At 69.1% G+C, this 24,889-nt stretch carries 26 protein-coding genes; all 26 read left to right on the top strand.

Annotated features, from left to right (window positions below; all coding sequences use genetic code 11):
* The first annotated feature begins 234 nt into the window (after window positions 1-234).
* The 26 genes from ACSU6L_RS03215 (at window position 235) to ACSU6L_RS03340 (ending at window position 24,868) form a co-directional block, all read left to right on the top strand.
* Window positions 235-801, top strand: a complete 567-nt coding sequence (locus ACSU6L_RS03215; protein ID WP_437053295.1) for a hypothetical protein — start codon at window positions 235-237, stop codon at window positions 799-801.
* Window positions 795-1,319: a DUF6302 family protein gene (locus tag ACSU6L_RS03220; RefSeq protein WP_437053297.1), complete on the top strand. Its 525-nt coding sequence runs from the start codon at window positions 795-797 to the stop codon at window positions 1,317-1,319. The genes ACSU6L_RS03215 and ACSU6L_RS03220 overlap by 7 nt, the downstream gene beginning before the upstream one ends.
* Window positions 1,316-1,753, top strand: a complete 438-nt coding sequence (locus tag ACSU6L_RS03225; RefSeq protein WP_437053299.1) for an ATP-binding protein — start codon at window positions 1,316-1,318, stop codon at window positions 1,751-1,753. Before ACSU6L_RS03220 ends, ACSU6L_RS03225 begins: the two co-directional genes overlap by 4 nt.
* Complete coding sequence (locus ACSU6L_RS03230) at window positions 1,753-2,235, top strand: hypothetical protein (protein WP_437053301.1); 483 nt, start codon at window positions 1,753-1,755, stop codon at window positions 2,233-2,235. The genes ACSU6L_RS03225 and ACSU6L_RS03230 overlap by 1 nt, the downstream gene beginning before the upstream one ends.
* A 289-nt stretch (window positions 2,236-2,524) precedes the next feature.
* Window positions 2,525-2,992, top strand: a complete 468-nt coding sequence (locus ACSU6L_RS03235) for a LuxR C-terminal-related transcriptional regulator (RefSeq protein WP_437053303.1) — start codon at window positions 2,525-2,527, stop codon at window positions 2,990-2,992.
* 386 nt (window positions 2,993-3,378) lie between these two features.
* Window positions 3,379-3,822 (top strand): DUF6082 family protein, encoded by a 444-nt coding sequence (locus ACSU6L_RS03240; RefSeq protein WP_437053305.1) that lies wholly within the window; start codon window positions 3,379-3,381, stop codon window positions 3,820-3,822.
* 253 nt (window positions 3,823-4,075) lie between these two features.
* The gene (locus ACSU6L_RS03245) at window positions 4,076-4,267 is read left to right on the top strand and encodes an FxLD family lanthipeptide (protein WP_437053307.1); all 192 of its coding nucleotides are present in this window, start codon (window positions 4,076-4,078) and stop codon (window positions 4,265-4,267) included.
* Window positions 4,268-4,342: 75 nt separating this feature from the next.
* Window positions 4,343-6,379 carry a lantibiotic dehydratase family protein gene (locus ACSU6L_RS03250; RefSeq protein ID WP_437053309.1) on the top strand — a complete coding sequence of 679 codons (2,037 nt, stop codon included), beginning with the start codon at window positions 4,343-4,345 and terminating at the stop codon, window positions 6,377-6,379.
* Window positions 6,376-7,446 carry a lanthionine synthetase C family protein gene (locus ACSU6L_RS03255; RefSeq protein WP_437053311.1) on the top strand — a complete coding sequence of 357 codons (1,071 nt, stop codon included), beginning with the start codon at window positions 6,376-6,378 and terminating at the stop codon, window positions 7,444-7,446. Before ACSU6L_RS03250 ends, ACSU6L_RS03255 begins: the two co-directional genes overlap by 4 nt.
* Before the next feature lie 47 nt (window positions 7,447-7,493).
* The gene (gene fxlM / locus ACSU6L_RS03260; protein WP_437053313.1) at window positions 7,494-9,548 is read left to right on the top strand and encodes a methyltransferase, FxLD system; all 2,055 of its coding nucleotides are present in this window, start codon (window positions 7,494-7,496) and stop codon (window positions 9,546-9,548) included.
* Window positions 9,549-9,552: 4 nt separating this feature from the next.
* The gene (locus ACSU6L_RS03265; protein WP_437053315.1) at window positions 9,553-10,689 is read left to right on the top strand and encodes a hypothetical protein; all 1,137 of its coding nucleotides are present in this window, start codon (window positions 9,553-9,555) and stop codon (window positions 10,687-10,689) included.
* 332 nt (window positions 10,690-11,021) lie between these two features.
* Window positions 11,022-11,918, top strand: coding sequence for an endonuclease/exonuclease/phosphatase family protein (locus ACSU6L_RS03270; protein WP_437053317.1), 897 nt, complete (start codon window positions 11,022-11,024; stop codon window positions 11,916-11,918).
* Between the two features lie 243 nt (window positions 11,919-12,161).
* A complete protein-coding gene (locus ACSU6L_RS03275; RefSeq protein WP_437053319.1) occupies window positions 12,162-14,051 on the top strand; it encodes an ATP-binding cassette domain-containing protein in 1,890 nt (629 codons plus the stop codon).
* A gap of 33 nt (window positions 14,052-14,084) precedes the next feature.
* Window positions 14,085-14,975 carry an NUDIX hydrolase gene (locus ACSU6L_RS03280; protein WP_437053321.1) on the top strand — a complete coding sequence of 297 codons (891 nt, stop codon included), beginning with the start codon at window positions 14,085-14,087 and terminating at the stop codon, window positions 14,973-14,975.
* Window positions 14,976-15,040: 65 nt separating this feature from the next.
* A complete protein-coding gene (locus tag ACSU6L_RS03285) occupies window positions 15,041-16,333 on the top strand; it encodes an MFS transporter (protein WP_437053324.1) in 1,293 nt (430 codons plus the stop codon).
* A complete protein-coding gene (locus tag ACSU6L_RS03290; RefSeq protein WP_437053326.1) occupies window positions 16,330-16,920 on the top strand; it encodes a class I SAM-dependent methyltransferase in 591 nt (196 codons plus the stop codon). Before ACSU6L_RS03285 ends, ACSU6L_RS03290 begins: the two co-directional genes overlap by 4 nt.
* 27 nt (window positions 16,921-16,947) lie before the next feature.
* Complete coding sequence (locus ACSU6L_RS03295; RefSeq protein ID WP_437053328.1) at window positions 16,948-17,700, top strand: class I SAM-dependent methyltransferase; 753 nt, start codon at window positions 16,948-16,950, stop codon at window positions 17,698-17,700.
* A gap of 712 nt (window positions 17,701-18,412) precedes the next feature.
* On the top strand, window positions 18,413-18,697 hold the full coding sequence (locus ACSU6L_RS03300; RefSeq protein ID WP_412694737.1) for a hypothetical protein: 285 nt from the start codon (window positions 18,413-18,415) through the stop codon (window positions 18,695-18,697).
* Window positions 18,648-19,160 carry a DUF6879 family protein gene (locus ACSU6L_RS03305; protein WP_437053330.1) on the top strand — a complete coding sequence of 171 codons (513 nt, stop codon included), beginning with the start codon at window positions 18,648-18,650 and terminating at the stop codon, window positions 19,158-19,160. The genes ACSU6L_RS03300 and ACSU6L_RS03305 overlap by 50 nt, the downstream gene beginning before the upstream one ends.
* Window positions 19,161-19,190: 30 nt before the next feature.
* Window positions 19,191-20,039 (top strand): helix-turn-helix domain-containing protein, encoded by an 849-nt coding sequence (locus ACSU6L_RS03310; protein WP_437053332.1) that lies wholly within the window; start codon window positions 19,191-19,193, stop codon window positions 20,037-20,039.
* Between the two features lie 515 nt (window positions 20,040-20,554).
* Window positions 20,555-21,628 carry a radical SAM protein gene (locus ACSU6L_RS03315; protein WP_437053334.1) on the top strand — a complete coding sequence of 358 codons (1,074 nt, stop codon included), beginning with the start codon at window positions 20,555-20,557 and terminating at the stop codon, window positions 21,626-21,628.
* Window positions 21,606-21,782 (top strand): multiple cyclophane-containing RiPP AmcA, encoded by a 177-nt coding sequence (gene amcA, locus ACSU6L_RS03320; RefSeq protein ID WP_437053336.1) that lies wholly within the window; start codon window positions 21,606-21,608, stop codon window positions 21,780-21,782. Before ACSU6L_RS03315 ends, amcA begins: the two co-directional genes overlap by 23 nt.
* Window positions 21,783-21,843: 61 nt before the next feature.
* Entirely contained in the window at window positions 21,844-22,518 is a 675-nt protein-coding gene (locus tag ACSU6L_RS03325) for a pentapeptide repeat-containing protein (protein ID WP_437053338.1), read from the top strand.
* Window positions 22,519-22,531: 13 nt separating this feature from the next.
* Window positions 22,532-22,762: a hypothetical protein gene (locus tag ACSU6L_RS03330; RefSeq protein WP_437053340.1), complete on the top strand. Its 231-nt coding sequence runs from the start codon at window positions 22,532-22,534 to the stop codon at window positions 22,760-22,762.
* Between the two features lie 229 nt (window positions 22,763-22,991).
* Window positions 22,992-23,492: a hypothetical protein gene (locus tag ACSU6L_RS03335; RefSeq protein WP_437053342.1), complete on the top strand. Its 501-nt coding sequence runs from the start codon at window positions 22,992-22,994 to the stop codon at window positions 23,490-23,492.
* The gene (locus ACSU6L_RS03340) at window positions 23,489-24,868 is read left to right on the top strand and encodes a phosphotransferase (RefSeq protein WP_437053344.1); all 1,380 of its coding nucleotides are present in this window, start codon (window positions 23,489-23,491) and stop codon (window positions 24,866-24,868) included. Before ACSU6L_RS03335 ends, ACSU6L_RS03340 begins: the two co-directional genes overlap by 4 nt.
* Window positions 24,869-24,889 lie beyond the last annotated feature (21 nt).

Below are 24,889 nucleotides of genomic sequence, written 5' to 3' on the forward strand. Positions count from 1 at the left end.
AGCAGCTTGCGAATCGATCCCTTCCCTCGAAGGGGAACCCGACTCACCACGTCACGGCAACACATGCCGCTCATAAGCCACTTCAAAGCTACCCCGAGGCCACGAGGGTCACCCGGAAGCGTCGAAGAGGCCAGGTGTCAGGTCATGGTGAGGCCACCTACGACGGGTGAACGATGATCGCCACCTTCACAGAGAGTGCATGACCGAACGCAGTCGACCGAGAGAGGGGCTGAGATGAGCGCGAGAACCCTCGCCCAGAGAATCACAGCCTTACTCGACGACATCCCCGCTATCGGGTTGCCGGGTGAGCCGGAAGCCGAAATCGACGACTCGTGGCGGGGCATGGTCGAGCAGTTACACACCCCCACGTACCAGCGAGCCCGTCTCCGCCGGCTGTGCCGCTCCACTTTCGATACCGCAGTCCACCTTCCAGGCTCCCCGTACAAGGTGCTCCTGTACACCGTGGTGACAGCGGGAGAGGATCCCGCCCCGTCGCTTCGAATGGCCGAGGTCTATGCCCGGAGACGGGGATGGCAGGTAGTGAGCCGACTCGTCGACGACGACGCAACAGGCGACCACCCCTGGATGCGGGAGGAATGGCAGCGGGCGCTGACGGCACTCCGCGGCGGGTTCGTCCAAGGCGTCGTCACCACTGACCGTTCCGTGGTTTCCCCGATGGACGAGTCGTACGAGCGGACCTTGAACTGGTTCCTGGACCACTTCAGCTTCGTCGCCCACGTACCACCCATGCCGGGGCGCACAAGCAGAGCATTTCGCCCCGAGGCGGTGCGCGGATGCTGACCGCGACCACTGCTCCGGGCCCGCTCGTGGTCACGACCCGGCCCCCGCACGAGGCGTACGACTACCCCTACTTCCACGCTCGGCTGGCCGACACGACGATCCTCAAACACGCGGTCGCGATCCAGGTCTTCCGGGCCCCGTTGCTGGCGATCCCCGTAGGTGGCTCTCGCCGAGGCGGCTACATCTCCGTCGATCTGCTGACCATCGGCCTGGCGATCCGGCAGGTGCTCGACGGCCGGCCCGGCTTCCCTGACCTGCGCGTTCGCTGGTGCCCGTACCGCGACACCTGCCACGTGGTCGAGTGGGGCAGCGAACCGCCCGACGGTGACGTCGAACGCGGCCGCTTCTACGGCTACAGCGACCATGCGATAGCGGACTTCCTCGCTCAGCGACGACCTGCGGACCGCGTCATCACACGAACACGTCGATTGATCGGTGAATCGACCTGTGCCGCACAACGCGATGACGCCGTACGCCCCACGCTTCCCCCACCGTCCATCTGGGAGGCCCACCGATGAGTCCTGCCACCGCCGTCGACCCGGTCGTTGAAGGGACACGGGTGCGGGCGTCGTACGCCTTCGAGGTGGCCATCGCCCCGGATCCGGTGCGCGTCGCCCAGATAAGGCGTATCACGGTGGCGTTCCTGCGCTACCGGGCCGTGCCCGTCTCCCTGGCGCAGGACGTGGTCGTTGCAGTCTCTGAACTGGTCACGAACGCCATCGAGCACGGGCGCGGGGACGTCAGCCTGCGAATCCGGCACACCGACCAGGAGATCCGCGTCGAGGTGACCGACGACAACCCGGAGCCGGCCCGGCTGTGCGACGCTGCGGCCGATCACTTACACGGCCGCGGCCTGTACATCGTCGCCGCTCTTACACAGCGCCAGTGGGGTGTCACCAACGAAGGTCGCACCACCTGGGCCACGTTCCACATCCCCTCGGGGGGATCGTGATGGCCGTGGTCGACGACGTGACCGCCTCAGAGCCGATGGCTCGGCCGATCACCACCGATGACGAGGAGAAGCGCCGCCTCGCCCATCTTCTGTCCCGGTCCCTTGCCGACGAGGGGATCAGTGACGACCTGATCGCCACCCTCGAGGAAGTCCTCAGCGACCGGCCCGGGCCCGCCCTGCGCAGCACCCGGCTCGACGAACTGTTGGTCCGCTGCGGCTTCCCCCTCCGCCGACAGCCGCCCCCCGAGGTCGCACCGCTGAGCGACGCGGACGCAGCGCGGATCTCCGACCGATTCCGCCGGGCCACCCGCCAGCTCATCCAGGTCGTACCGCACCGCACCGCGGTGTACCCCACCGAGGAGCTGCGCCGGCTGCTCGCCCTCCGCGACGAACCGACGCCCCGCGGCGATGCGCTCTCGTACCTGCGCCGGTACGCCCTGGCGATCGTCGCCATCCTCGACTTGATGGGAGACGACGAATGACGCCTCCCACCGCAGACGTCGGGCCCGGTCCCCTCACGGCCCGACCTCCCGCCCGGCGCTGGGACAGCACGGCTCCGTACGTCCCCCATGGGGAGCCGAAGCGCCCCGGCGCCGGGCGGAACCCCCGCCGCTGCGCCATTGCCCTCTCAGGTGCGTTCGCCCTCGCGGCCCTGCGCCGAGCGTGGCTCCATCGGCGGCCGACGCCCGTCATGCACCGCCTGGTGGCCGCCGAGGAACACCGGTTCACCGAGCTGTGTCAGCAGATATCGCGTATACGAGGAGCGGAACAGTGACCACCACGACCGTCGCGAAGGTCGTCCTCGCACGCCGAGAGCGGCAGGTCCTCCAGGGCATGGCCTCCGGCAAATCCCTGGCCGAGGTCGCCGTCAATCTCAAGATCCGCGAGAGCACCGCCGCTGGCTACCTCAAGCTGGCCAAGCACAAGCTGCGCGGCGTGAGCGAGACCGCCGCTGCGGTCGCAGTCGGTTACGCCACGGAGGCCATCGAGCGGCCGCCGCTTCTGGACGCCGAGGCGCTGTTCATGCCGCGCGAGCAACGCGATCTCGTCCCGCTTATTGCCCGGGGCATGGCGGCCTCGGAGATGGCCACGGAGCTGAGCCGACCGGTCACCGACGTCCGCGCGGACGGCCGCGAACTCCTCCTGGCCATAGGCGCCCGCAACCGTTCCCATCTGATCACTCGCGCGTGGCAGTTCCAGCTGCTCACAGCCAGCCAGGTGGTCGCATGGCTTCGCTGACCTTCACCGTCCCCGCCAAGGCCCTGACGAGCGTCGAGACGGTGCTCGCCTGGGACCTGCACGGTCCAGAGCTCCCGGCCGTGGACGTCGCAATGGACTTCGTCGAGCAGCTGATAGAGCACGGCCGCACCATTGCTGACGTTCTTCGTACGCAGTGTCTGACCGTCCCAGTCGGCTCGGAGGCCAGGCGCAGCGCGGAGGCAATCCTCGAGGAGGCGTCCCGACGGCTCTACCTCTCGCCCCCGTACGCCACCCCGCGGGCAGCAACGCACCGGGCACAACATCGCCCGCCTCGTCAAGGGACTGCTCCGCACAGCAGAACAGGTCCACGAGGAACAGGCGTCCAAGCACCAGCGACAGCAGTACGTCACAACGGAAGGACCCAGGTGAAGACCTCGAACGCCGTTCTCGTCCTCGCCGCCGTGGGCATCGCACACACGGTGCAAAGGCAGCGGCACCAGCGGCAGAAGAACGAAGTGGCCGTCACCCGCATCCAGAACGACTGGCTGACCCATCTGACGACCCATCCCGACTTCGCGAAGCTGTGGGCTCCCGACGGGATGGACGTGGAGGAGTACGTGAAGCACCTCCATGCCAACCAGCAGATCTGTGCCCTCAGCCTGCGGCACCGGCTGGGCCTGATCCGCGGGAGCAGGCTGCGCTTCATCGCCAAGGCAGTCATGGAGCGGGAGGTCGGCCGCAGCTACTGGCAGAAGTTCGGCAGCTTCCGCGAAGAGGAAGCTGCCGGCGACAAGCTCGCCGAGAGGTTCATCGCGGCCTTGCACGACGCGTACGTGGCCCACCCTGACACCCAGCCTGTGGGCGTCTGACTGTACGCCCGCACCACATGCCACTACCTGCGCGTGGTCCAAACCAAGACTGCCCGCCCCTCGTCACCGACGGGCGGGTGTAGGACCCGGCACCGGGCCTGAAACACGGGTCGGTGCTGGAAGCAGCGTGTGGGGAGGAGTTCCCCCTCCCACTGGCTCCTCCCCACACGCCTGGCTTGAACGAACCGAGGGGGTGCCGGCACCCGGCTGGGCGCCAGCACCTTCACCACCGCTACTACTCAAGGAGTCACGCATGACCGCTGTTCACACGGAGAAGCCGACTGCTCCCGAGCAGCTGACCGTCGCGGAGATCGAGGACGACCCGTTCAACCTCGACATCACCTTCATCGAGGGCACGCCGGCGACCGAGTCGGTGCTGATGTGCACCACCGGGGACAACTGCGGCACATCCTGCCCGAGCGCCTGCGCCAACTCCGGGTCGTAACCAGTCCAGTCCAGTGGTGCGGGCTGGACGGATCCGTCCAGCCCGCACCCTTCCTGCAAGAACGGAGTACGGGTGATGACGCGCTCACGGCACAGCCTGTATCAGGGCGTCGGTGGGGGGATGCTGCGGGCCGCGGTGCATCTCGCTCCGCCGGTCATGCCGCCCTGGCCAGGGCCTGCCGCTCCGCTCGAACGCTGGCGTGGGTGGCTGACCGCAGTATGGGCCGATGACACCTTCCGTGAGGCCGTCTCTGTCGCTAGTCCGGATCTGGCCCGCCAGGTTCTTTCGATCCTCGGCGGCAGGACGCTGAAGGTACGCCGGGTGCGACGGGCGGCACTGGCCACTGCGCGGTACGCGATCAGGTACACGCGCCGCTCCACCCCGTTCGGGCTGTTCGCGGGCGTCGCGCTGACCGAGTTCGGTGACAGCGCCCAGGTCCGCTTCGGAGACGAACATGAGGCTGTTGCCCGGCCGGATCCAGTGGCCTTGGACGCCGCAATCAGCAAATGGGAAGCTGATGTTGAGCTGATGGCGGACGTTAAGGTGTGCGTCAATAGCCTGGCGCGTCAGCACAGCGGGCGCCTCTTCATACCGTCCGAGGGCGCCTCGAAGTTCTCGCTCGCGGTGACGCCTGCGGTCGAGCTGGTGCTCGACGCAGCCCGGTCACCTATCCGGTACGCCGCCCTGGCCGACAAACTCGCCACGAAGTTCCCGACCACGGCTGAGTCCGACCGGGCCATCCTGCTCGCGCAACTCCTGCAGGTCCGATTGCTGCGGTCGTCACTTCGTGCTCCCGCTACCGTCGCCGACCCGGCCGACGCCCTCCCGCCTGCCTTGCAGGAGGAGGCCCGGAGCAGGCCGGCGGCGCCGGACCTGCGGCTGGACGCCACGGTGCAGCTACCGAAGGCCGTTCTGGTGGAGGCGGAAACGGCTGCGACGGTTCTGACCAGGCTCGCCATGCACCCCAGGGGTATCCGGGAATGGCACCAATACGCCGAGCGGTTCGCCGACCGCTATGGCGAGGGCGTCGAGATTCCGTTGGAGACGGTGACAGACCCCGAGCGAGGCTTGGGCCTTCCCGAGGGGTTCGGAGGCGTGTCCGCGCCTCCCCGCCCGATGACCCGCCGGGACCGGCTGCTTCTGGAGCTGGCCGGCACCGCAGCCGTCGAAGGCCGCCAGTCGGTGGCCCTGTCCGACGCAATGATCGAGGAGTTAGAGACGGCTGCCGGCAAACCCGACATCACCCCACCCCACCTCGAACTGTGCATGCATGTTCAGTCCGGCTCGACAATTGCTCTGGACCGCGGGAACTTCCGCCTCCGAGTGGCCACCGTCTCACGCGCCGCCGGCTCGATGACCGGCCGGTTCTGGCACCTCTTCCCAGGCGCTGGTGCGGCGCATGCCAGTCTGCCCACGGTAGAGCCCGGCGCGAAGCTAGCCCAACTGTCCTTCCACGCCGGCCGCGTCCCCGTGGACATGCTCACACGCGTCCCGCAGGTGCTACCCCGGCTGGTCAGCGTCGGCGAGTTCCGGCAGCGCACGGAAGGCGTGCTCTTCCCGTCTGATCTGGCCGTGGGATGCCGCGACGGCCATCTCTACCTGACCGAGGCCGCCACCGGCACGCACCTGGAGCTGCTCGCGCCCACCGCGATCAACTTCCTGTGGAACAACTGCACCCCTCCCCTGGCCAGGTTCCTGGCCGAGATCAGCCGCGCCGGAGCACCGCAGGTGACGTGGTTCGACTGGGGGGCGGCCTGGACCTTGCCGTTCACCCCGGCGCTGCACTACCGCCGTTCGATCCTGGTGTCCGCGCGATGGAAGCTGAGGGCTCGGGATCTGCCTGGCCGCGCGGCGACGCTGGATGAGTGGGCCCGGCAGTTGCATGCCTGGATGGGCCGGTTCGGCGTGCCGCACCACGTGCTCCTAGCCCAGGACGACCAGCAGCTCCCCCTCGACCTGCGTCAGGACATGCATCTGGACCTGCTGCGCGCTCACCTCGCCGCCAGCCGGAACGGTGTCGCGATACTGCACGACGCGCCGCCGTCCGGTTCCGACGGCTGGATCGGCGGGCGTGCCCACAGCCTCGTCGTTCCGCTGAGGGCACGCTCATGACGGCGGCGCTTCGATCTAGGACGCAGGACTTGTCCGAGGGCGCGCTCGGGGTGGCGCTGCTGCACATCGAGCGTGGCGACTTCGCGGCCGCGCGCAGCAGTCTGGCGCAGGCAGTGGCGGGCGGCGTAAGTGCCGGAGGTAACGCGTCGTTGTTCCACGGCGCCCCGGCGCTGGAGTTCGTGCTCAGCCGCGCAAGGCACGCCGGACGGGACGTCCGCGATGCGGTCGACCGGGTCATCGCCGCAAGGTTGACGGCAGCGCGCCGGCGGCAGCTGTCCGGGGCTCTGCCGCACCTCGCGGAGTTCGACCTCATCCGGGGCCTGACCGGGCTGGGTGCGCTGCTACTGGCTCGCGGCGCGACCTCGCCGCTGCTCAAGGAGGTGCTGGCCTACCTGGTCTCCCTCTCGCAACCGGTCCGTATCGACGGCCGGGAGCTGCCGGGATGGTGGTCGCAGGCCGGGCCCGCCGATGAGGAGATGGCGGGCGGTCACGGCAACAACGGTGTCGCACACGGCATCGCCGGCCCGTTGGCCATGCTGTCCCTCGCCGCCCGGCAAGACGTCCAGGTGCCGGGGCAGCACGATGCCATCGGAGTGTTCGCGCGCTGGCTGGACAAGTACGGCTGTTGCTACTGGACCACCTACGCGCAACTGTCAGCGCAGGAGCCGCTGACGCCGGAACCCGCGCGCCCGTCATGGTGCTACGGCCAGATCGGCATCGCCCGCACACAGCAACTGGCCGGCCTCGCCCTGAATGACCCAGCCCGCCGGGTCGCGGCAGAGAACACGGTCGCCCGCACACTAGCCAATCTGACCCAGCTCGACCTGATCACCGACGCCTCGCTGTGCCACGGCTGGGCCGGCCTACTGGCTGTCGTCCGCGCCGTCGCCAACGACAGCCCCACTCCGGACCGGTTCACTCCGCTGATCGCAGACTTGACCGAGCGCCTGGCCGCCGGCCTCGACCAGTTGCCCAAGGTCGGGTTCATGGAAGGCCGCGCCGGTGCGCACCTCGCCCTGGACGGCACGAACTCCACCGGCTGGACCCGTGCCCTGCTGATCACCTGACCCAGCCCTTCCGCCTCGAGCCCACCGACAAGGAGACACCCACGATCATGGACTTCGACGACGAGAACCTAGCGACCACCGTTGAAAGGGACTGGTGGCACGCCAGCATCTCGTTTCCGGGGGATGCCGGGGTGAGCCCGGAAGTCGCCCAAGTGCTGGCGTCCGAGCTGAGCAACCAGCGGTTCCACTTCCTACGCAAGGACGGGGGGCTGCGCCTGCGTACCGAGCACCCCGTTGCCGATCTGCTGGACCGCCTCGTCGCCGACCAGTTGGCCAGCACCTGGGTCAGCAGCGTCTACGAGCCGGAGCCCGAAGCCTTCGGCGGCCCCGAGGGCATGGACGTCGCGCATGACCTGTTCTGCGCGGACAGCCCTTCCGCCCTGGCCGGCACCGGCAGCCCATGGGCCAAGGAACGCAGTGTGCTTTTGCTGTCCACCATGATCAGGGCGGCCGGTCTGGACTCCTTCGAGGCCGGTGACGTCTGGGCGAAGCTCGCAGCCCTGCGCCCGCCGGTCTCTCCGCCCACCGGTCCTTCGCGCGACCGGGCCATCGAGGCCATGCGGCGCCTGATGAACGCCGACGCCGCCCGGCGGACGGACGCCGAACCCGGCTGGGCCGACCGCGTCGCCGCGTTCGAGAATGCCGGTCACCAGCTGAGGGCGCTGACCATGGATGGGCGGTTGACGCGGGGCCTTCGCGCCGTGCTCGCCCACCACGCAATCTTCACCTTCAACCGCGCCGGAGTACCTGCCTCGGAGCAGGCCGCCACGGCGTGGCTGGGCCGCCAAGTCACCTTCGCCGAAAGGGATGACCTCCACGTGTCCAGCCCTGAGACCACCTCGATCCCCCCTACCCTCACCCGGATGGAGACCACCCTGAACACCGCCGCCAACCCCGCCGACCTGCGCGAAGCGCTCGTGACCCGCCTGATCAACAGCAGCCACCTGCGCACCCCCGAGGTCATCGCCGCCTTCCGGGACACCGACCGCCACCAGTTCCTGCCCGGCGTCAGCCTTCAGACCGCGTACGCCGAGGACGCCGTGCCCATCAAGCACGACGACAACGGCGAGATGATCTCCTGCATCTCCGCTCCCACGATCGTCGCCACCCAGCTGGAGCAAATGGGCGCTGAGCCCGGCCACAAGATTCTCGAAGCCGGTGCCGCCACCGGTTACAACGCCGCGCTCCTCGGCCGGCTCGTCGCGCCCGGCGGCCACGTGTGGACCGTGGACGTCGACCAGGACCTCGTCGACCGCGCCCGGAAGAACCTCGAACAGGCCGGGGCCTCGAACGTGTCCGTCATGCTGGCCGACGGCGCCGCCGGCCTTCCCGAGCACGCCCCGTACGACCGCATCCAGTTCACCGTCGGCGCCGGCGACGTGCCGCTGAGGATTCTCGACCAGCTAGCCCCCAGCGGGCGTCTGATCCTTCCCATGAGGATTCGCGGCAGCATCTCGCGGTCCTTCGCCTTCGAGCGCGACGGCGACACCTGGAAGACCGTCTCCTGCGAGATGGCAACGTTCGTGCCCCTGCGCAAGGGCGTCTGCGACGACATCTACACGCTCGTGCACATGGCAGGTGAGGGCAACGTCCGCCTGGAGACCTTCAGCGAACAGGACGTGGACCGCAGCGCGATCCGCACCGTCCTGGACGAGAAGCAGGCCACGGTCTACACCGACGTGAAGTTTCGCAAGGGCGCCCCCTTCGAGTGGCTGTACCTGTACCTGGCGTCCGTGCTGCCGAACGGCCTCTCCCGCATGCCCGGCTCCCGCCCCGGCTTCACCCCGCACTTCCCCTGGGGCTCCATGGCCGCGCTCGACGGTGACACCCTGGCTTACCTGACCCTGCGCGACGGCGAGGACGAGGAGGGCTGGTTCGGTCAGATCGGCGTCGTCGGCCACGGGCCGCGAGCCGCCGAACTCGCCGACCAGGTCGCCACCGAGATCACCGAGTGGGACCTCGGCTGGGGCAACGACGGGCCGGAGCCCACCTTCCGCATGGCCGTCGGTAACGCCCGCGACCACCTGACCGCCACCGAGCTGCGCTTCGTTATCGACAAGCCCCACAGCCGTCTCGTCGTCGACTGGCCGCGCAAGGGATGACGCCGTGATCCCCGCGATAGCCGGCCGCATTCCACTGGTCTGCCGTCCCAAGAGGCCCGCGTTACCGCTGGACGAGCGCATCACCCACCTCACCGGGCTGACCGTCGCACCCGCTGGTGCGGACCACCACGACCTGGTGGCCCGCACCAGCGGAGTCCTCAACTACGCGGCGCTAGTTGCCTCCGACGTCGGAATGCCCGACCTGGCAGCCGACCTGTGCTGGCGGCAGTACGAGGTCTTTGCCGAGCCCGGACGCCTCAGCGGAGACATCGCCGTCATGGCGCTGATGCCTCTGATCAACCTCTCCCGACTGCTGACGCGCGAGGGCGACGGCCAAGCCGCGTACGACGTCCTCGCACGCCTGTACCGGGCTGCTCAGAAGCGCGGCACAACCGAAATCTGCGGCAACACCGTCGATCTGTCGATCGTGACCGGCACCGACGCAGACCACCGGAAGGTCTGCGAGGCAATGTGGGCCAGCATGCTCGTCGACGGTGCCAGGGCCCTGGCACAGGTCGGCCGCTGGTCCGACGCCGCTGAGGCTATGGCCGCGCACCGCGGCATTGGCAACCGTCTCCTCGACGGACGCCAGATCAAGATCATGTCGCTGATGGAGCGCGGACTTGACCAGCAGGCTCGCGACACGATCGACTCCACGACTCCCACCGAACGGTGGGAGAACGTCGTCGCGACACTCCTGCGCGTCTGCTGCCGGCCCACGACTTCACCCGCGTCACAGGCAGACCTGGACCTCGCGCTGCATGAGGCAACTGATCTGATCGCCACGCCCGACCCATCACTCGCGGCCTTTCAGGCCCGCATCGGCCTTGCCGCGCTGGATTTGGTCCACTCCCGCACCAGTCCCTACGTCGCCTCCTTGCAGAACGCCGTCGCGGACGTGGCAGTTCTCGACGCGTACGCGGCTCGCGACGTGCTGAATCACCCCCTGATGCGTCCCCACTTGACCAGCGAGCAATGGCTGGGGCTCAACGCGGTAATCACCTTGTCGGGGCTCGGCACAGGATTCCTTCCAACAGCACACATGCAGACCCTGGTTGCTGCGGTGGACAAGGCAGAAGTCGCGCTTCGCAGCCTTCTGCACAGTCAGCCGCATTGGCACGTCACGGAAGGATCGCATTGACGTCGGCCAGCATGCGGAAGCAGCCCATGCCTAGCGCGTGAAGCGGCGATCCAACGCGCCTGGGCCGCCTGGAGAACGAGAGCTGGTTCCTGACAACACGGACGTACAGGATAGAGAGGACGTGGTCGTCCTACTCACCGGGCCCTTCAGCGAACCGGGTTGGCCGAGGTTGCCGCCCGACCGAACTCTGGTTCCGGCCGTATACAACTGGCTCGATCCCACTCTGGGGATCGTCCTTCTCCGGGTCGAACTAAGGCGCTGCCACGCTCAGAAGCGGCACAGGGCTAACTGCCACAACCTAGGAGGGATGCCACCGAATGGCATTACAAACCTTGACTGCCCTGAACTGGAACTTCGAGCGCGATGGGAAGAGGAATCGGCACCTGCGTCGAACCGGCTACGAGAAGCTGGCCAGCCTGAATCCGGACCTCGTCTTCCGACAGGAGATGTGGGGCGCCGACGAGGACGGCAAGCAGGTGATGTACGAACTGGAGAATCTCCTCGGCATGCGGGGATGGCTCGGTGAGCGGAGCTGCACGGCGCTGTTCGCCAACCCGGAGAAGTTCACGCCGGTCCGCGAGTGGCCTCCAGGTCCCGTCTGGGTACTGCCGCCAACCGCCCTGTCCCTGCGCTACCTTCCCGCCGGCCCGCACTCCAGCCCGATGGTCGCAGTGTCGTACCACCTCAACTATGCCTCCTCCCACCAGCGCCTCACAGTAGCCGAGTGGCTGACCACCTTCGCCGACAAGAAGTGGTCGCTGCCGGACGGTCGGGCAACGGCCCAAGCGGCTCTGTTCGGTGGCGACAACAACTCCTTCCCGGCCCAGCCGCTCACGGAAGGCGACCCAGCCCTTCCCCAGCTCAAGGCGATTCAGGACCGTCCGCACCGGCTGCACCGCTCCACCCCCGGTCCGGACGGAGCCCGGGACGTGGTGGACACCCGTCCCGACACAGCGCTGCGCGCCGCCGGACTGTACGACCTCGGTCGCTGGCAGGCGGCGAACGGGCAACACTCTGCGGTGGCACGGACGGTGAACGCCTACGACGGGTACGGCCCTGATTCCCGGATCGACAGGGTGTACGCCACGGAGCAACTGCTTCCAGCAGTGCTCAGCATCGACGTCGTGGAGGTGCCTGTGTCCGAGTCGGATCACCACATCGTGCGCGTCCAGCTCGACGGCGGCGTCCTGGCGGACATCCTCAACGCTCCGCTTCCCGGAACCACCTGACGCGGCCGCTGACCGAGGCGATGCATGTTCGACTCGGTTGCTGCGCCGGACAGCGGCACTCTCGGCGTTTCGGCCACCGCGGGTCGGAGCCCGGCCCGTTGTGCGGCAAGGGTCGGTGCATCGCGCATGCTCCGCCGCGCGCTCTATCGCAGGGTTCGAAGTCCGTCCGAAACACAGGTGTTCGAAATCCTGGCGGGGTCGTTGAGCCTCATGACCCAGCCGCCACCGACAGGGGGAGCTCCTTTGACCTCGGCCGATAGCCACGAGCTGCAGGACGCCGCGCCGTCGTTTCCGCCGCCGGCGGAGATCACGTACAGCGGGCAGTACTCCGTCAACCCACTCGCGCAGGTCTCCTTCCGGCGGATGTGCGGGCAGATCCCGAAGGTCCTGCGCAGGATCGCCCAGTTGGCGTGGAGGACCGATCGGCGCGCGGTCCAGTTGCTGCTCGGCTGCCAGGTGGTCACGGGCGTTTCGGCTGCCGTCCTGCTGACCGCAACCGCCGAAGCCATGGAACCGATCCTCTCGGACGCTGCCGTCGCCGACCGGCTGCGCAGTGCCCTGCCCGCTCTGGTGGTGGTGGCCCTGGCCGCCGGCCTCGGGCGCGGCGCTGGCTCCGTGGCCACCTATGCCGAGCGGCGGATCACACCTCGGCTGACCACGGAGACGGACACCGCCCTGGTCGAAGCGGTGTGCCGGGTGGAAGCCGCAGCGTACGCCGAGGACGGCTTCTCGGACCGGCAGGAGGCCGCGGAGATGGGGGTGATCCGCACACACGTGATGATCTCCGACGCACAGCGCTTCATGTCCGCCCTGATCCGCATGATCACCGCCGGCGGTGTCCTGTCCGTGCTGAACGTGCTGATGCTGCCACTGCTGCTGCTCGCCGTGCTGCCGGCCGGTGTCGGCGCCGTCCTGACCGCCAAGGTCGACTACGAGATCCACTACGCCAACGTCGCCGACCGCAACGTGCGCGGCATGATGCGCTGGTGGGCGACGACGTCGAAGTACGGCGACGAGGTCCGTGCCAACTCGATGACCGACTACCTGGTGTTCTGGTACCGGTCCCTGTCCGACCGGTGTGACCGGCGCACCCTGGCCGCCGCGCCTCGTACTCTGCGGATCTCCCTGCTGTCCTCACTGGCCGGCGGTGTCTTCCTGGTCGCGACGTGGGGTGCCCTCGCCTGGCTCGCCGTGACCGGCCGGATCGACCTCGCGGTCGCCGCGACGGCCGTCATCGCCGTCCAGACCACGCTGGCCGCCCTCTCAGGCGTGGTCATCAACGGGGCCGCCGTCTTCCACACCAGCCTGTACCTGGGCGACATGCAGTCCTTCCTCGACGATGCCACGGCCCGCGCCCCCAAGCGCGGCCCCCGCAAACACTCCGTGCCGACCGAGGAAATCCGCGTCGAGGAGGTCGTCTACCAGTACCCGGGCAAGGACAGACCTGCCGTGGACGGCGTCTCCCTCACCCTGCGACGCGGACAGATCCTCGCGATCGTCGGCGCGAACGGCTCCGGCAAGTCCACCCTCACCCGGCTACTCACCGGCATCTACCTGCCCGACAAAGGCAAGGTCACCTGGAACGGCCTCGACCTCGCCGAGGTGGACCCCGCCACCGTGTGGGCGGACACCGGCCTGGTACCGCAGATCTTCGCCCAGTGGCCACTGCGGGTCCGCGAGAACGTCACCCTCGGCCAGCCCCGCACCCACGACGACGGGCCCGTATGGGAAGCCGTCGACGCGGTCGGCCTGCGCAAGGCCGTCGAGGACCTCCCCGCGGAACTGGACACGCTCCTGGCCCGCGACATCTTCGGCGGCGCGGAACTGTCCGGCGGGGAGTGGCAGCGCCTCGCCTGCTCCCGGGCCCTGTACCGCCTGCCCGGCCTGTTGATCCTCGACGAGCCCACCTCCCAGATGGACCCACGCGGTGAACACGGCATCTTCGAACAGATCAAGGCCATCGCCGCCGACCGCATCACCATCGTGGTCACCCACCGCCTGGAGAACACCAGGATCGCCGACCACATCATCGTGATGGAACAAGGCCGGATCACCGAACAGGGTCAATACGACGACCTCGTCCATGCCGGCGGAACCTTCGCCGAGCTGCTGGAACTCTCCCAGGACCGCTGACCGCCTCTTCCGCCGCCGACCAAGGAGCTGATCATGACTACCGCCCAGGATCCCCGCGGGACTGCCGCACTGCTGGTCGACTCCCGCGGCCGCTACCTGTTGCACCTGCGCGACGCGAACAAACCCATCTGCGACCCGGGCACATGGAGCATCCCAGGAGGCAACCGCGAAGGAACGGAGACCTGTCGGCAGGCGGTCGAGCGGGAGCTGCGGGAGGAGACCGGCCTGACCGTGCCGCTGAAGGAGTTCACCGTCGTGGACTGTGTGGGCCCGGACGGAAACAAGGGCCGCATCCGGGTCTACCTCGGTGCCTGGGACGGCGAGGCCGACGAACTGCCGTGCGCCGAGGGCATCATGTTCCGGCACTTCGACGCCGCGACCACCCGGTATCTGACGATGTGCCCCTGGACTCAGGAGGTCATCGACCTCCACCAGACCCTGACCCCTGTGCCGCCCGTCGCGCCAGCACAGGGACGCACGTGCAGCCGAGCGCGCCTGAACGTCGTCGGCGTGCACCTCTACCTGGAACAGCACGGCAAGGTACTGCTCGGTCTGCGCCACCCCGACGCCACGTTCGCGGCCTCCACCCACCACTTCCTCGCCGGACACTGCGAGCAGGAGTCCGCCATCGCATGTCTGGTCCGTGAGGCGGAGGAAGAGGCCGGGCTGGTCATCGACCCCGTGCATGTGGAACTGGCACACGTCGTGCACATGGTGGACGAGCCGGACGGCCAGCCCCGGATCGGAATGGTCTTCCGCGCGCACCGCTGGCAGGGCGAGCCGGAGGTGCGTGAGCCGGACCGGTGCGTCAGCTGGGACTGGTGGCCGGTCGACGCGCTGCCCTCTCGGATCGTGCCCTACACGCGGGCCGCGATCGACGGCATCCGCTCAGGCCGCCTGTACAGCGAACTCGGGTGGGCCTGAGCCGCCGTGCCGACCATGCACGCAACCGCGAACATCCCCGAACTGACCCGTGGGGGTGAGGCCGCGTGACGGTTTCCACCCGGGAACCGAGACAAACCGCGTGGGCGATCCCGGCCTTCAGATACCTGCTCGGAAGTGAGGCCGCGAGCCTGTCCGGATCGGCGGTGAGCACCATCGCCCTGCCCGCGCTGGCCGTCCTCGAACTCCACGCCAGCGCTGCGGAGGTGGCGGTGCTGGCCTTCCTCGGTCAGCTCCCCAGTACGCTCGCGCTGTGGGCAGGCGCACTGTCGGATCGGCACGCGAAGCGACCCCAGCTCATCGTCTCGGACCTGGCCGCAGCCGCAGCTCTCGCCACCGTCCCGGCCACCGCCCTGGCCGGCGTTCTCACCATCGGCCAGCTCTATGTGGTGACGCTCGTGCTCGGCGCGGCCAAGGTGCAGCACGACGCCGCGGCCATCTGTCTCCTGCCGGCCATTGTCGAGCCCCACCAGCTACAGGGCGCGAACTCCCGGCTCGGCGCGGCGTCCTCGGTCGCCGACAGCGTCGGCAGCAACGCGGGCGCCGCGCTCGTCGGCGCCGTCGGCCCGGCCCGATCGGTCCTCGCCGACGTCGCATCCTTCCTGGTCTCCGCCGTACTCGTCTGGCACATCCGCGCACCCGAACCGCTCACCCACGCGACCCCCGAGCACCGAAGCCTCGGGCGGGACATCGCTGCAGGCGTGCGATACGTGATCGGGCAGCCCACGATCCGGACGGTGATCGCCGCCCTGTCGACGCTGTCCTTCGGGCTGGCGATCACGAATACGTACTGGGCTTACTACCTGCTGACGAGGCTCGGTGCCTCCCCGACCGCGCTCGGGGTGATGATGGGCGTGGGTGGTGCGGGGAGTCTGGCCGGCGCGCTGCTCGCGGCAAGAATTTCGGCTCGGATCGGCGTCGGCCCGACGATCGTCACCGGGTTCGCGGTCAGCCCCGTCGCGCAGGTGCCGCTGCTTCTCGCCGGGCCCGGCCGTGGCTGGCAGATCGCTCTGGCCGCGACGCTCGCCGTGCAGCTGTTCTGGGCGACGGCAGCAGGGGTCAGCCAGAGGTCACTCCGCCAGACCCTCTGCGATCCGCGCTTCCAGGGGCGGATGCAGGCAGCCAGCACCACGGTGACCGCTGGATGCCGTCCCCTCGCCGCCGCGACCTCCGGCGCCCTGGCGCTCTTCCTCGAGGTACGCGCAGTCCTCGCCATCGGCGCGCTGCTCCAGGTCGTGCCCGTGGTCCTGCTGCTGACGTCACCTGTCCGAGCCCTGCGTGGCATGCCCGCCCCACCCGGCTCCGCGACCGTACCTCCCGCCCGTGAAGGAGCATCATGACCACCACCGCGTCCACCTCAAGCGCCTCCTACTGGGAGCCACTGTGGGCCAAGGGCCGCCGGTACCGGCAGTTCGACGACGCCGAGAAGCGGCTCCTGGACGAGCACCTCGGCCCCGGCCACTCCCGCCCGGCCCTCGACATCGGCTGCGGCGACGGCGCGGTGACCCGTCACCTGCATCACCAGCTCGGGTACCACGCGACCGGCGTCGACTGCTCCCCCAGCGCCATCGCGCTCGCCGCTGCCCAGGACAACGGCCCCGTTCCCGGGCCGGACTGGAAGTGCCTGGACATCACCACCGACGATCTCACGGCCCTACCGGAAGCGGCGTACGCGGTCATCACCTGTCGCCTGGTCTACCGGTGGATGGACGACAAGGAGTCGTTCGTCAACCGCGTCCGTGCACTACTGGCTCCCGGCGGCATGTTCTGGGTCGTCACCGAGATCGCCGGCCGGCGGACCACCACCGATCCGGCCCTTCTCGCGCTCGGGATCACCCCTGCGCAGGCCGAGACCCTCACGGCCGGATGGTCCGTCGTGAGCACCGCCGACCTCGACGCCCTGCGCTGCTACGCCCTCCGACCCTGACGAGCCTCTCTGCAACAGGAGCAAGCGATGACGGACTTCGAGACACAGAACCTGGGCACCTGGACCGCGTACGGCACCCACCAGCTCACCAGGAAGGTCGAGCTGCCCGAACTGGACCGGTGGACGTGGGCCATCGACGGGGCAGGCCCCGGCAGCGAGGTCTTCGGCGACGTGAAGGGCCTGCGCGTGCTCGACCTCGGCAGCGGGCTCGGCCGGCACGCAGCGCGCGTGGCGGCCATGGGCGCGACGGTCACCGCTGTGGATTCCTCCCCCACCCAGCACCAGCGCGCCGTCGCCCGCTACCTCGACACGCCCGGGCTCCGCCTGGTCTGTGCTGACGCAGTTACCCACCTGCGCGATGCCGACCCGTACGACCTGATCTACTCGGTCAGCGCCGTGCACTTCGCGGACCCGCGCCGGCTCCTGCCCGCACTGGCCAACGGGCTCAAGCCGGGCGGGCGCTTCGTGTTCAGCGCGCTGCACACCAACTCCCACGGCGACGGCCCCTCGGTCTCTGTGATGGCACGGCCCGAAGTGCTGCGGCTACCCGGCACCACCGAGGAGCTCCCCGGGCACATGTGGGTCCTCACCCCACAGCTGTGGGAGGACCTCCTGGTCGCGCACGGCCTCGTCCTGGACTCGGTCACTGCGATCGACGCTCCGCAGGCGGACAACCATGCCTCGTACCGGCTGTATGTGGCCCACCGGCCGGAGCAAGTCGCGAGCCGTCCCCGTACGACCGCGCCTCCCCCGCCGAACACGGCGCTCGATTCGGCGTGATCGTGCACGGCCCGGACGGTGTCCTGATGGGCCGCCACCGAGGCGGCCCCACGGGCTGGCCGGCGGATCCGTGGAGCCAGGCGAGACGCTCGCCCACTCGGCCAGCCGGGCGCATGGGCGTCGGAGAGGATGCCGGGACCGCCGCCGAGCGGGGCGGGGCGGGGCGGACGCACAGGAGCGTGGTGCAGTCCGGGGCAGGGTCCCGTTCACCAGGTCCATGTGGAACGCGTTGTACCCGATCCCGCTGGACTTGGCGGGGTCCTGTCGACCTTGACTCCGATCCGCCGTGGGAGGGGCGAGAAGGGGACCGCCACCTCGGCCGCGAAGGCCGTCGCCAGCCGCAGGAACCGGCCGCCATTCGCCGTGATCGTGACGAACGGGCAGTTCACTATCAAGGCCGTCCTCAAGCGTCCGGGCCCATTGAGGGCTACCGCCAACCTGACCCGCAACGGTGCTACTTCGGGGACCTCTTCGCCGCTGCTCACGGCCGCGCGCCTCCTGGAGGCACTGGACCTGTGGTGATCGGCCGCAAGATCGCGGGTATGGGACCTTGACGGAACGCTGTAGCCGAAGTGCTGTCGGAGCCGAGGTAGCCCTTCGGCGGTCTCTCCGAACCGTGAATGCGCCAAACTCGCCACGCCACCTTGACCGCACCCTTCGGCAGGGGAATTGTGCGCAAGAGTTGGCAACTGGCTTGCGGCTGGGAGGAATCGTGGCTCTACAGTTCGTCGGGAAGGATCCGGACTCGCCCAACGGCGGCTCGCCGACTGTTTGGGTCGAGGACGAGTCAGCCGAGATCGTCGTCCAGGGTTGGCTCCCGGATCCGGAGATGAAGGCGAAGATCGACACGACGGAGTGGGTACCGGGACACCCCGTGGGCGTGCCCGACCACGAGGGCGTCGTGCGCATCCCCGTCGGGATGATTCCGTATCTGAGAGAGGCGTGCGATGCCGCAGAACGACGTGCCGGACTTCACCGCTCTGCTCAGGAGCGCTGACCGCTCGGCTGTCCACCTGGAGATGCGCGACTCCTACATGGCCGACCCGGTGTTCGACGCCTGGCGGGACGGTCGCGAGGTAGAGCTGCCCGACGCCTACCGGCAGTGGCGCGCTCTGGTGCAGGAGACCGTGGCCCGGGGCGTCGCCGTACGCCGCGCACGTATCGTCTCGGAGCCGGTGACCGAGTACATCAAGTGGGAGCACTCCCTCACCGGGCGGCACAACATCGCCGCGGGGGAGGATGTGCGCTGGCTGCCGCGTCGGCTCGCCTCCGACCTGATGGTCCCGGGTAACGACCTCTGGCTGATCGATGACGAGCGGGTGCTGTTCCATTGGTTCACTGGTGACGGCGAGTGGGCGGGGCACGAGTTCAACGAGGACCCCACTGTGGTGAAGACGGTCGTGGCGGCGTTCGAGGCCGTGTGGGAGCGGGCGGTCCCGCATGAGGAGTTCGCGGTCTAGTTCCCGTTCCACCGCCACCGGACCATCAGCATGCCGTCGTCTCCGTCCTCCAGCGTCGTCGAAGCACGCAAGGCCCTCGCCCGCCGCCTGAAAGACCTCCGCAGGGATGCCGGGCTGACCGGCGAGGAGCTGTCCGTCCGGTGCGGGTGGGGCGCCTCGAAGACCAGCCGGATTCAGAGCGCGCGCAGGGCACCGTCCGAGTCGGACATCAGGACCTGGTGCACCGCGTGCGGAGCCGCGGACCAGATCTCCGACCTCATCGCCGCCGCCCGCGCCGTCGACTCGATGTACACGGAGTGGCGGCAGATGGAGCGCAGCGGGCTCCGCGCCGCCCAGGAGTCCGTTGCCGCTCTCTACGAGCGCACCGGCCTCTTTCGCGTCTATGCGAGCAGGGTTCTGCCCGGCATGGTGCAGACCCGCGAATACACCGCTGCCGTCCTGCGCTCGATCCAGCGCGACCGCGTCACCGTGGACGACGTCGAAGAAGCCGTCCAGGCCAGGATGGACCGCCAGAAGACCTTGCTCAGCGGGCGGCATAGGTTCGGGCTGCTAATCGAGGAGTACGTCCTGCGGGCGGCCGTGTGTGACGCCGAAGCGATGGCCGGCCAGCTCGACCGCCTGATGTCGGTCAGCGCCCGGTCCTTCGTCAGCCTCGGCGTGATCCCTCTCGGCGCCAGCCGCTCGTGCCTGCCCGCCGAAGACTTCTACATGTTCGACGACACCGAGGTGGCCGTCGAGCTGACCTCCGGATACCTGCGGATCACCCAGCCGAGCGAGATCGCCGACTACGACCGCGCCTTCAACAACCTGGCCAGCATGGCGGTCCACGGCGCCAAGGCCCGCGCCCTGATCCTCTCCGCGATCGACGCCCTCGAGTGAATCCCGGCAAGAAGTGGCAACTTCGTTGAGGTCGCAGCGCGGAGCTTCCTAGCGTGGTCACTGCCGCCCGGAGACCGACGACCCTACGGGCCTCTTCCTCCCCGAAGCCCCCGAGGAGTCACCGATGCCCGCGCTCCGTTCGAGCTCTGGCTCCGCCGCCCAACCGCACGTGCCCAACCAGACCCGCCCTCGCGTACCTCTGGCCGACAACGGTGCGCGAGGTGTGCCCGTGAGCGACCGGGCGTCGTTCTTCCACGAGGACGGCTACCCCCTGGTTGCAAAGGACGGTTCGCGACATTGCCAGCCGGGGCGAGGGAACCCTTACGGCCATCGTGCACCAGGAGGCGCCGGGCGGACCTTGCGGGTTACGCACGTCCGGCCCTCGTCCGGCGTCGAGGGGACCACGGCGGCGGTCAACATGCAGCTCATCTCCTGACCTGGCCCGCTCGAACCCGATCGAGAGGAGCGCGATGTCCAGCCGGTCTCGCCTGGCCTCCAGACCGCGTGCAGTGATCATGCAGCCCACCACGTTGTGTCTGCCTCTGGACTGCGCCTACTGCTATCTGCCGTTCCGGAAGACGAAGCACCTGATGCCACTCGCCGTCGCACAGGCCGCGGCGCGGCCCGTCAACCAGTGGGCGGCTGAAGACCCCACGTTTGAGGTCGTCTGGCACGGCGGTGAGCCGCTGGCGACCGGGCGCGAGCACTTGGCCGCCCTCATGGCCCCCTTCCAGGGCGTGAAGCACTCCGTCCAGACGAACGCCGCCCTCGTCGACGACGCATGGTGTGAGTTCCTGCTGGAGCACGAGGTACACGTGGGCGTCAGCCTCGACGGCCCCGAGGACATGAACACCCATCGCGTCACGCTCGCCGGCCGCCCCGGATTCGGCGTCGCGATGCGGGGCATCGACCGTCTGCGCCGGCACGGCCTCGCGTTCTCCGCCATCGCCGTCGTCTCCGACCCCGACCCCGCGGACGCGGCCCGCTTCTACGAGTTCTTCGCCGACGTCGGCGTCACAGCCCTCGGTGTCAACGTCGAAGAGACCGAGGGCGTCAACCGCCATGCGACCGAGGCCGATCCCGTCCGGTCCGCCGAGTTCTGGACCGCTCTCGCCGACGCCTGGAGGAGCAACCCCGTCGTACAACTGCGGGAGATCACAAGGGTGGTGAACTTCGCCAGCGCCGTCCTCCACGGTCCTACGCCGGCTTCCACGCCCGCTGGCATGCCGTGGGACCCGCTGCCCACCATCGCCTACGACGGCGGCGTGGTCATGCTTTCGCCCGAGCTGGCCGGCTTCACCGACGAGCGGTTCGGCGACTTCACCACCGGCAACGTGCTCCGCGACGGCCTCGATGTCCTCGTGACCGAAGCCGAGGAGCGCACCCCCTGGATCACCGAGTTCTGGAAGGGCGTGGACGCCTGCCGCGCTACCTGCCCGTTCTTCGCCTTCTGCGGAGGAGCCCATCCGGCCAACCGGTACTTCGAGCACGACGGCCGCTTCGACGGGACCCGAACCCGGTATTGCACCACCGCCAAGATCGCCTTACTCGAAGGAGTCGCGCGTCATGCATCCGCACACCGCCACTGACCTCGTGATGAACTCGGCCCAGGGCTTCCAGGCCCTCCTGGAGGCGACCGGCACCCGCCCCCTCGCCACCTTCGACAACCGTCCCACCTGGGACAACCCCACGCCCGTGTTCGACAACCGTCCCACCTGGGACGACTGGAGCAAGAAGTCCTAACCCACCCTGACATCCGGGCGGCCCGGCGAACCGGGCCCCCTGGAGCAGAACCAGGAGCACCATGAGCATCCGAACCTTCGGCGCCGCCACGATCACCACGCCCGACCTGGACGAGCCGGGCCTCTACCTCGCCAACGTCGGCACCCTGGACAATCCGCGGGGCGCTGTGCAGGACTTCTCCTTCGGCGACATGGACCTCCGCTCCCTCGAACTCGCTCACACCCAGCTCATCACCGGCCGCATCCATAGCGTCCGCGCACAGCGCGTCGCGTTCGAGTCGCTGAACCTGCACGGCGTCGAGATCACCGGTAGCGATCTCGGCGTGGCGCGCTGGAACGAGAGCAAGCTGACCCGCGTCGTCATCCGGGACACCAAGCTCCTCGGCGCCACATTCGACGGCCTGGTCCTGGACGACGTGCTATTCGAGAACTGCAAGCTCGACTACACGACCTTCACCAAGGTCCGCGCCACCGGCCCCGTCGCCTTCGCCGGCTGCATCCTCACCGAAGCCACGTTCACCGACTGCGACCTGTCGAACGTCGTCTTCTCCGACTGCACACTGCGCCTCACCGAATTCGGACCCGGCCGCTACCGAGGTGCCGACCTGCGCGGCAACGACCTCGCCACCCTCCGCGGGGTCGCCCACCTCGCCAGGGTCCGCATCGACCCGGGCCAGCAGCACGACCTCGCCCAGGCCCTGGTGAGCGAACTCGACATCGCCGTCGGAGACGACTGACCCGGAGCGCCGCATGCCGCTGCACATAGCCTTCACCAGCCCCGACGCACTGAGCGAACGCTGCGACGTCACGACCGTGCGGACCGCCCACACCGAGCAGCCCGCCTACGAACCCGGCGCCGTGATTCCCGCTGGACCCTGGCGGCCCATCACCGATGCCGCCGCCCGCGCGCTCACGGCGCCCACCGCCACGCCGGCAAGCACGCTCGTGGAGATCGTCCGCCCGCCCCTGCAACCAAGGTGAGGGTCCGCAGCGCTGCTGACCGCATACAGCCGCAACGACCGAGCATCGGCGTTTCGGCCAACTCGTCCCCGCCCGCATGCTCTTGCACGTCAAGGGTCGGTGCACTGCGCACCTTCGAAGAACCGCGGAATCCCAGGGTGCGCAACCCGACCGAAAGACACGTGTTCGAAATCGCGGCGGCGTCGTTGGACATGCCGACGCCACCACTCCGGCTCCGAGAGGGAACACATTGACGCGAGTCGAACCAGACAGCGACGAGACCGCGAACCCGCCGAAGGCCGCCGCGACGGCCACGACCAGCATCTCGAACTCCGAGCGGGAGCTGTACGGTGGTCGGCTGCGCTATGACCAGTCCTACGTCCGGCACAAAGGGCCGCTAACTCGGCTTGGCTTCGGGCACATGGCGGCGGCGCTGCCCCGCATGGTGGGCATGGTGCTGCGCACCGGCTGGGAGACGGACCGGCGGGCGCTCGCCGGGGTTGTGGCGGCCCAGCTCGGGCAGGGCGTCACTGCGGGCTGGGGGCTGGTGGCGGTCAACAGCGCCCTCACCCAGCTGTTCGCCGACGGTCCCACCGCGGACAAGCTCCGCGATGCCCTCTTCGCCGACCGCCACCAGGACTTCGAGGCCGAGGCTCTGCAACTGCTCCAGGAGCATGCCCGCGACGGCGGCCTGAAGGAGGATGCGCTCTTCACCGTGTTGCCCGCCCGCCGCCGCGGCGGTGACGCATGACCGGCGCCCAGCGGCACACCGAGCCGCTCGACGTGCACCTGATCGCACTGCGCCACGGCACGGCGGGGCCCGAGGTGCTGCTCTCCCGCCGGGCCGGTGACGTCTACGCCGCTGGCTGTTGGCACCTTCCGTCCGGACATCTGGACGGCCCGTGGGAGGACATGGTCACGGCGATAGTGCGCGAGACCCGCGAGGAGACCGGCGTCGTCGTCGACCCGGCCGATGTCCGCGCGGCCGTCACCATTCACCACCGCTCCCCCGCCGGCGGAGCACGCATCGGAGTCTTCTTCGAGGTGCGGCGCTGGCACGGCACCCCGCAGGTCATGGAACCCCGGGTGTGCGATGCCATGGGCTGGTTCCCGCTCGACGAGCTGCCGGAGCCGATGGTCGCGTACTGCCGGGCCGGGCTGGACGCCTACCAGGCCGGCGCACACATGGGCGTGCACTTCCAGGAGCCCGGCGACCCGATCGCCTACGACCCGGCTGCCGACCGGTTGGTCTTGGTCCCCGACCTCACCAGCCGCAGCGCCGTCCCGGACGACGTGCGTGCCTTCATCGAGCAGGCGGTGGGCCGGATCATCCGCTGGACGGACGTCTCCTGGGCTCGCGAGGAAAGCCGCGTCTGGCGAGCGCACGGTGCCGAGGGCGGTTCCTGGTACGTCAAGATCCACCAGAACGACCGCTTCCACCAACGCGAAGTCGGCGCGCTGCGTGGCTGGGTCCCCGCTCTGGGCGCGGCCGCGCCCCGCCTGGTGGCCGCCGATGACGTGCTGCGGGCCGTGGTCCTCACCGCGGTGGGGGGCCGGTCCCTGCACGGCGCCACCTACCCACCCGAGCAGCAGCGCCGGATCTTCCACCGCATCGGGCAGCTCGCCGCCTCCATCCACACCAGCGTCCCGCCCCGGCCGGGCGGAGGTGCACTGCCCGTGGGAAGGCTGGAGCGGCACCTGGACGGTGCCCGGCCGCTCCTCGCTCCCGGTGACGAGGAGTTCGTCCGCGCCACGGCCGAGAGCGCCGCGTCCTTGCCCGCACTGGAGGCGGTCCCCACGCACGGCGACTTCCAGCTGCGCAACCTGCGCTGGGACGAGGCAGCCGACACCCTGTACGTGCTCGATTTCGAGCGGTCGGAGGAGGGCCCGGCGGTACGGGACTTCGTCCGGCTGTCCGACGCGTGGCACGGCCGCCCCGACCTCCTGGAAGCCGTGATGGACGGCTACGGCCGTCCCTTCACCCCGGTGGAAGAAGCGCAGTTCACGATCCTGTCCGTCCTGGATGCCGTGTCCGGCATCTCCTACGGCGCTTCCCACGGCGACCCCGAGCTGGTCGAGCGCGGCCACCGCACCCTGGCCCGGCTCCGCGCCGCACAGCACACCTGACCAGCACCGCACCTACGCACG

This window comes from Streptomyces sp. enrichment culture (assembly GCF_964272855.1).
Taxonomy (GTDB): Bacteria; Actinomycetota; Actinomycetes; order Streptomycetales; family Streptomycetaceae; genus Streptomyces.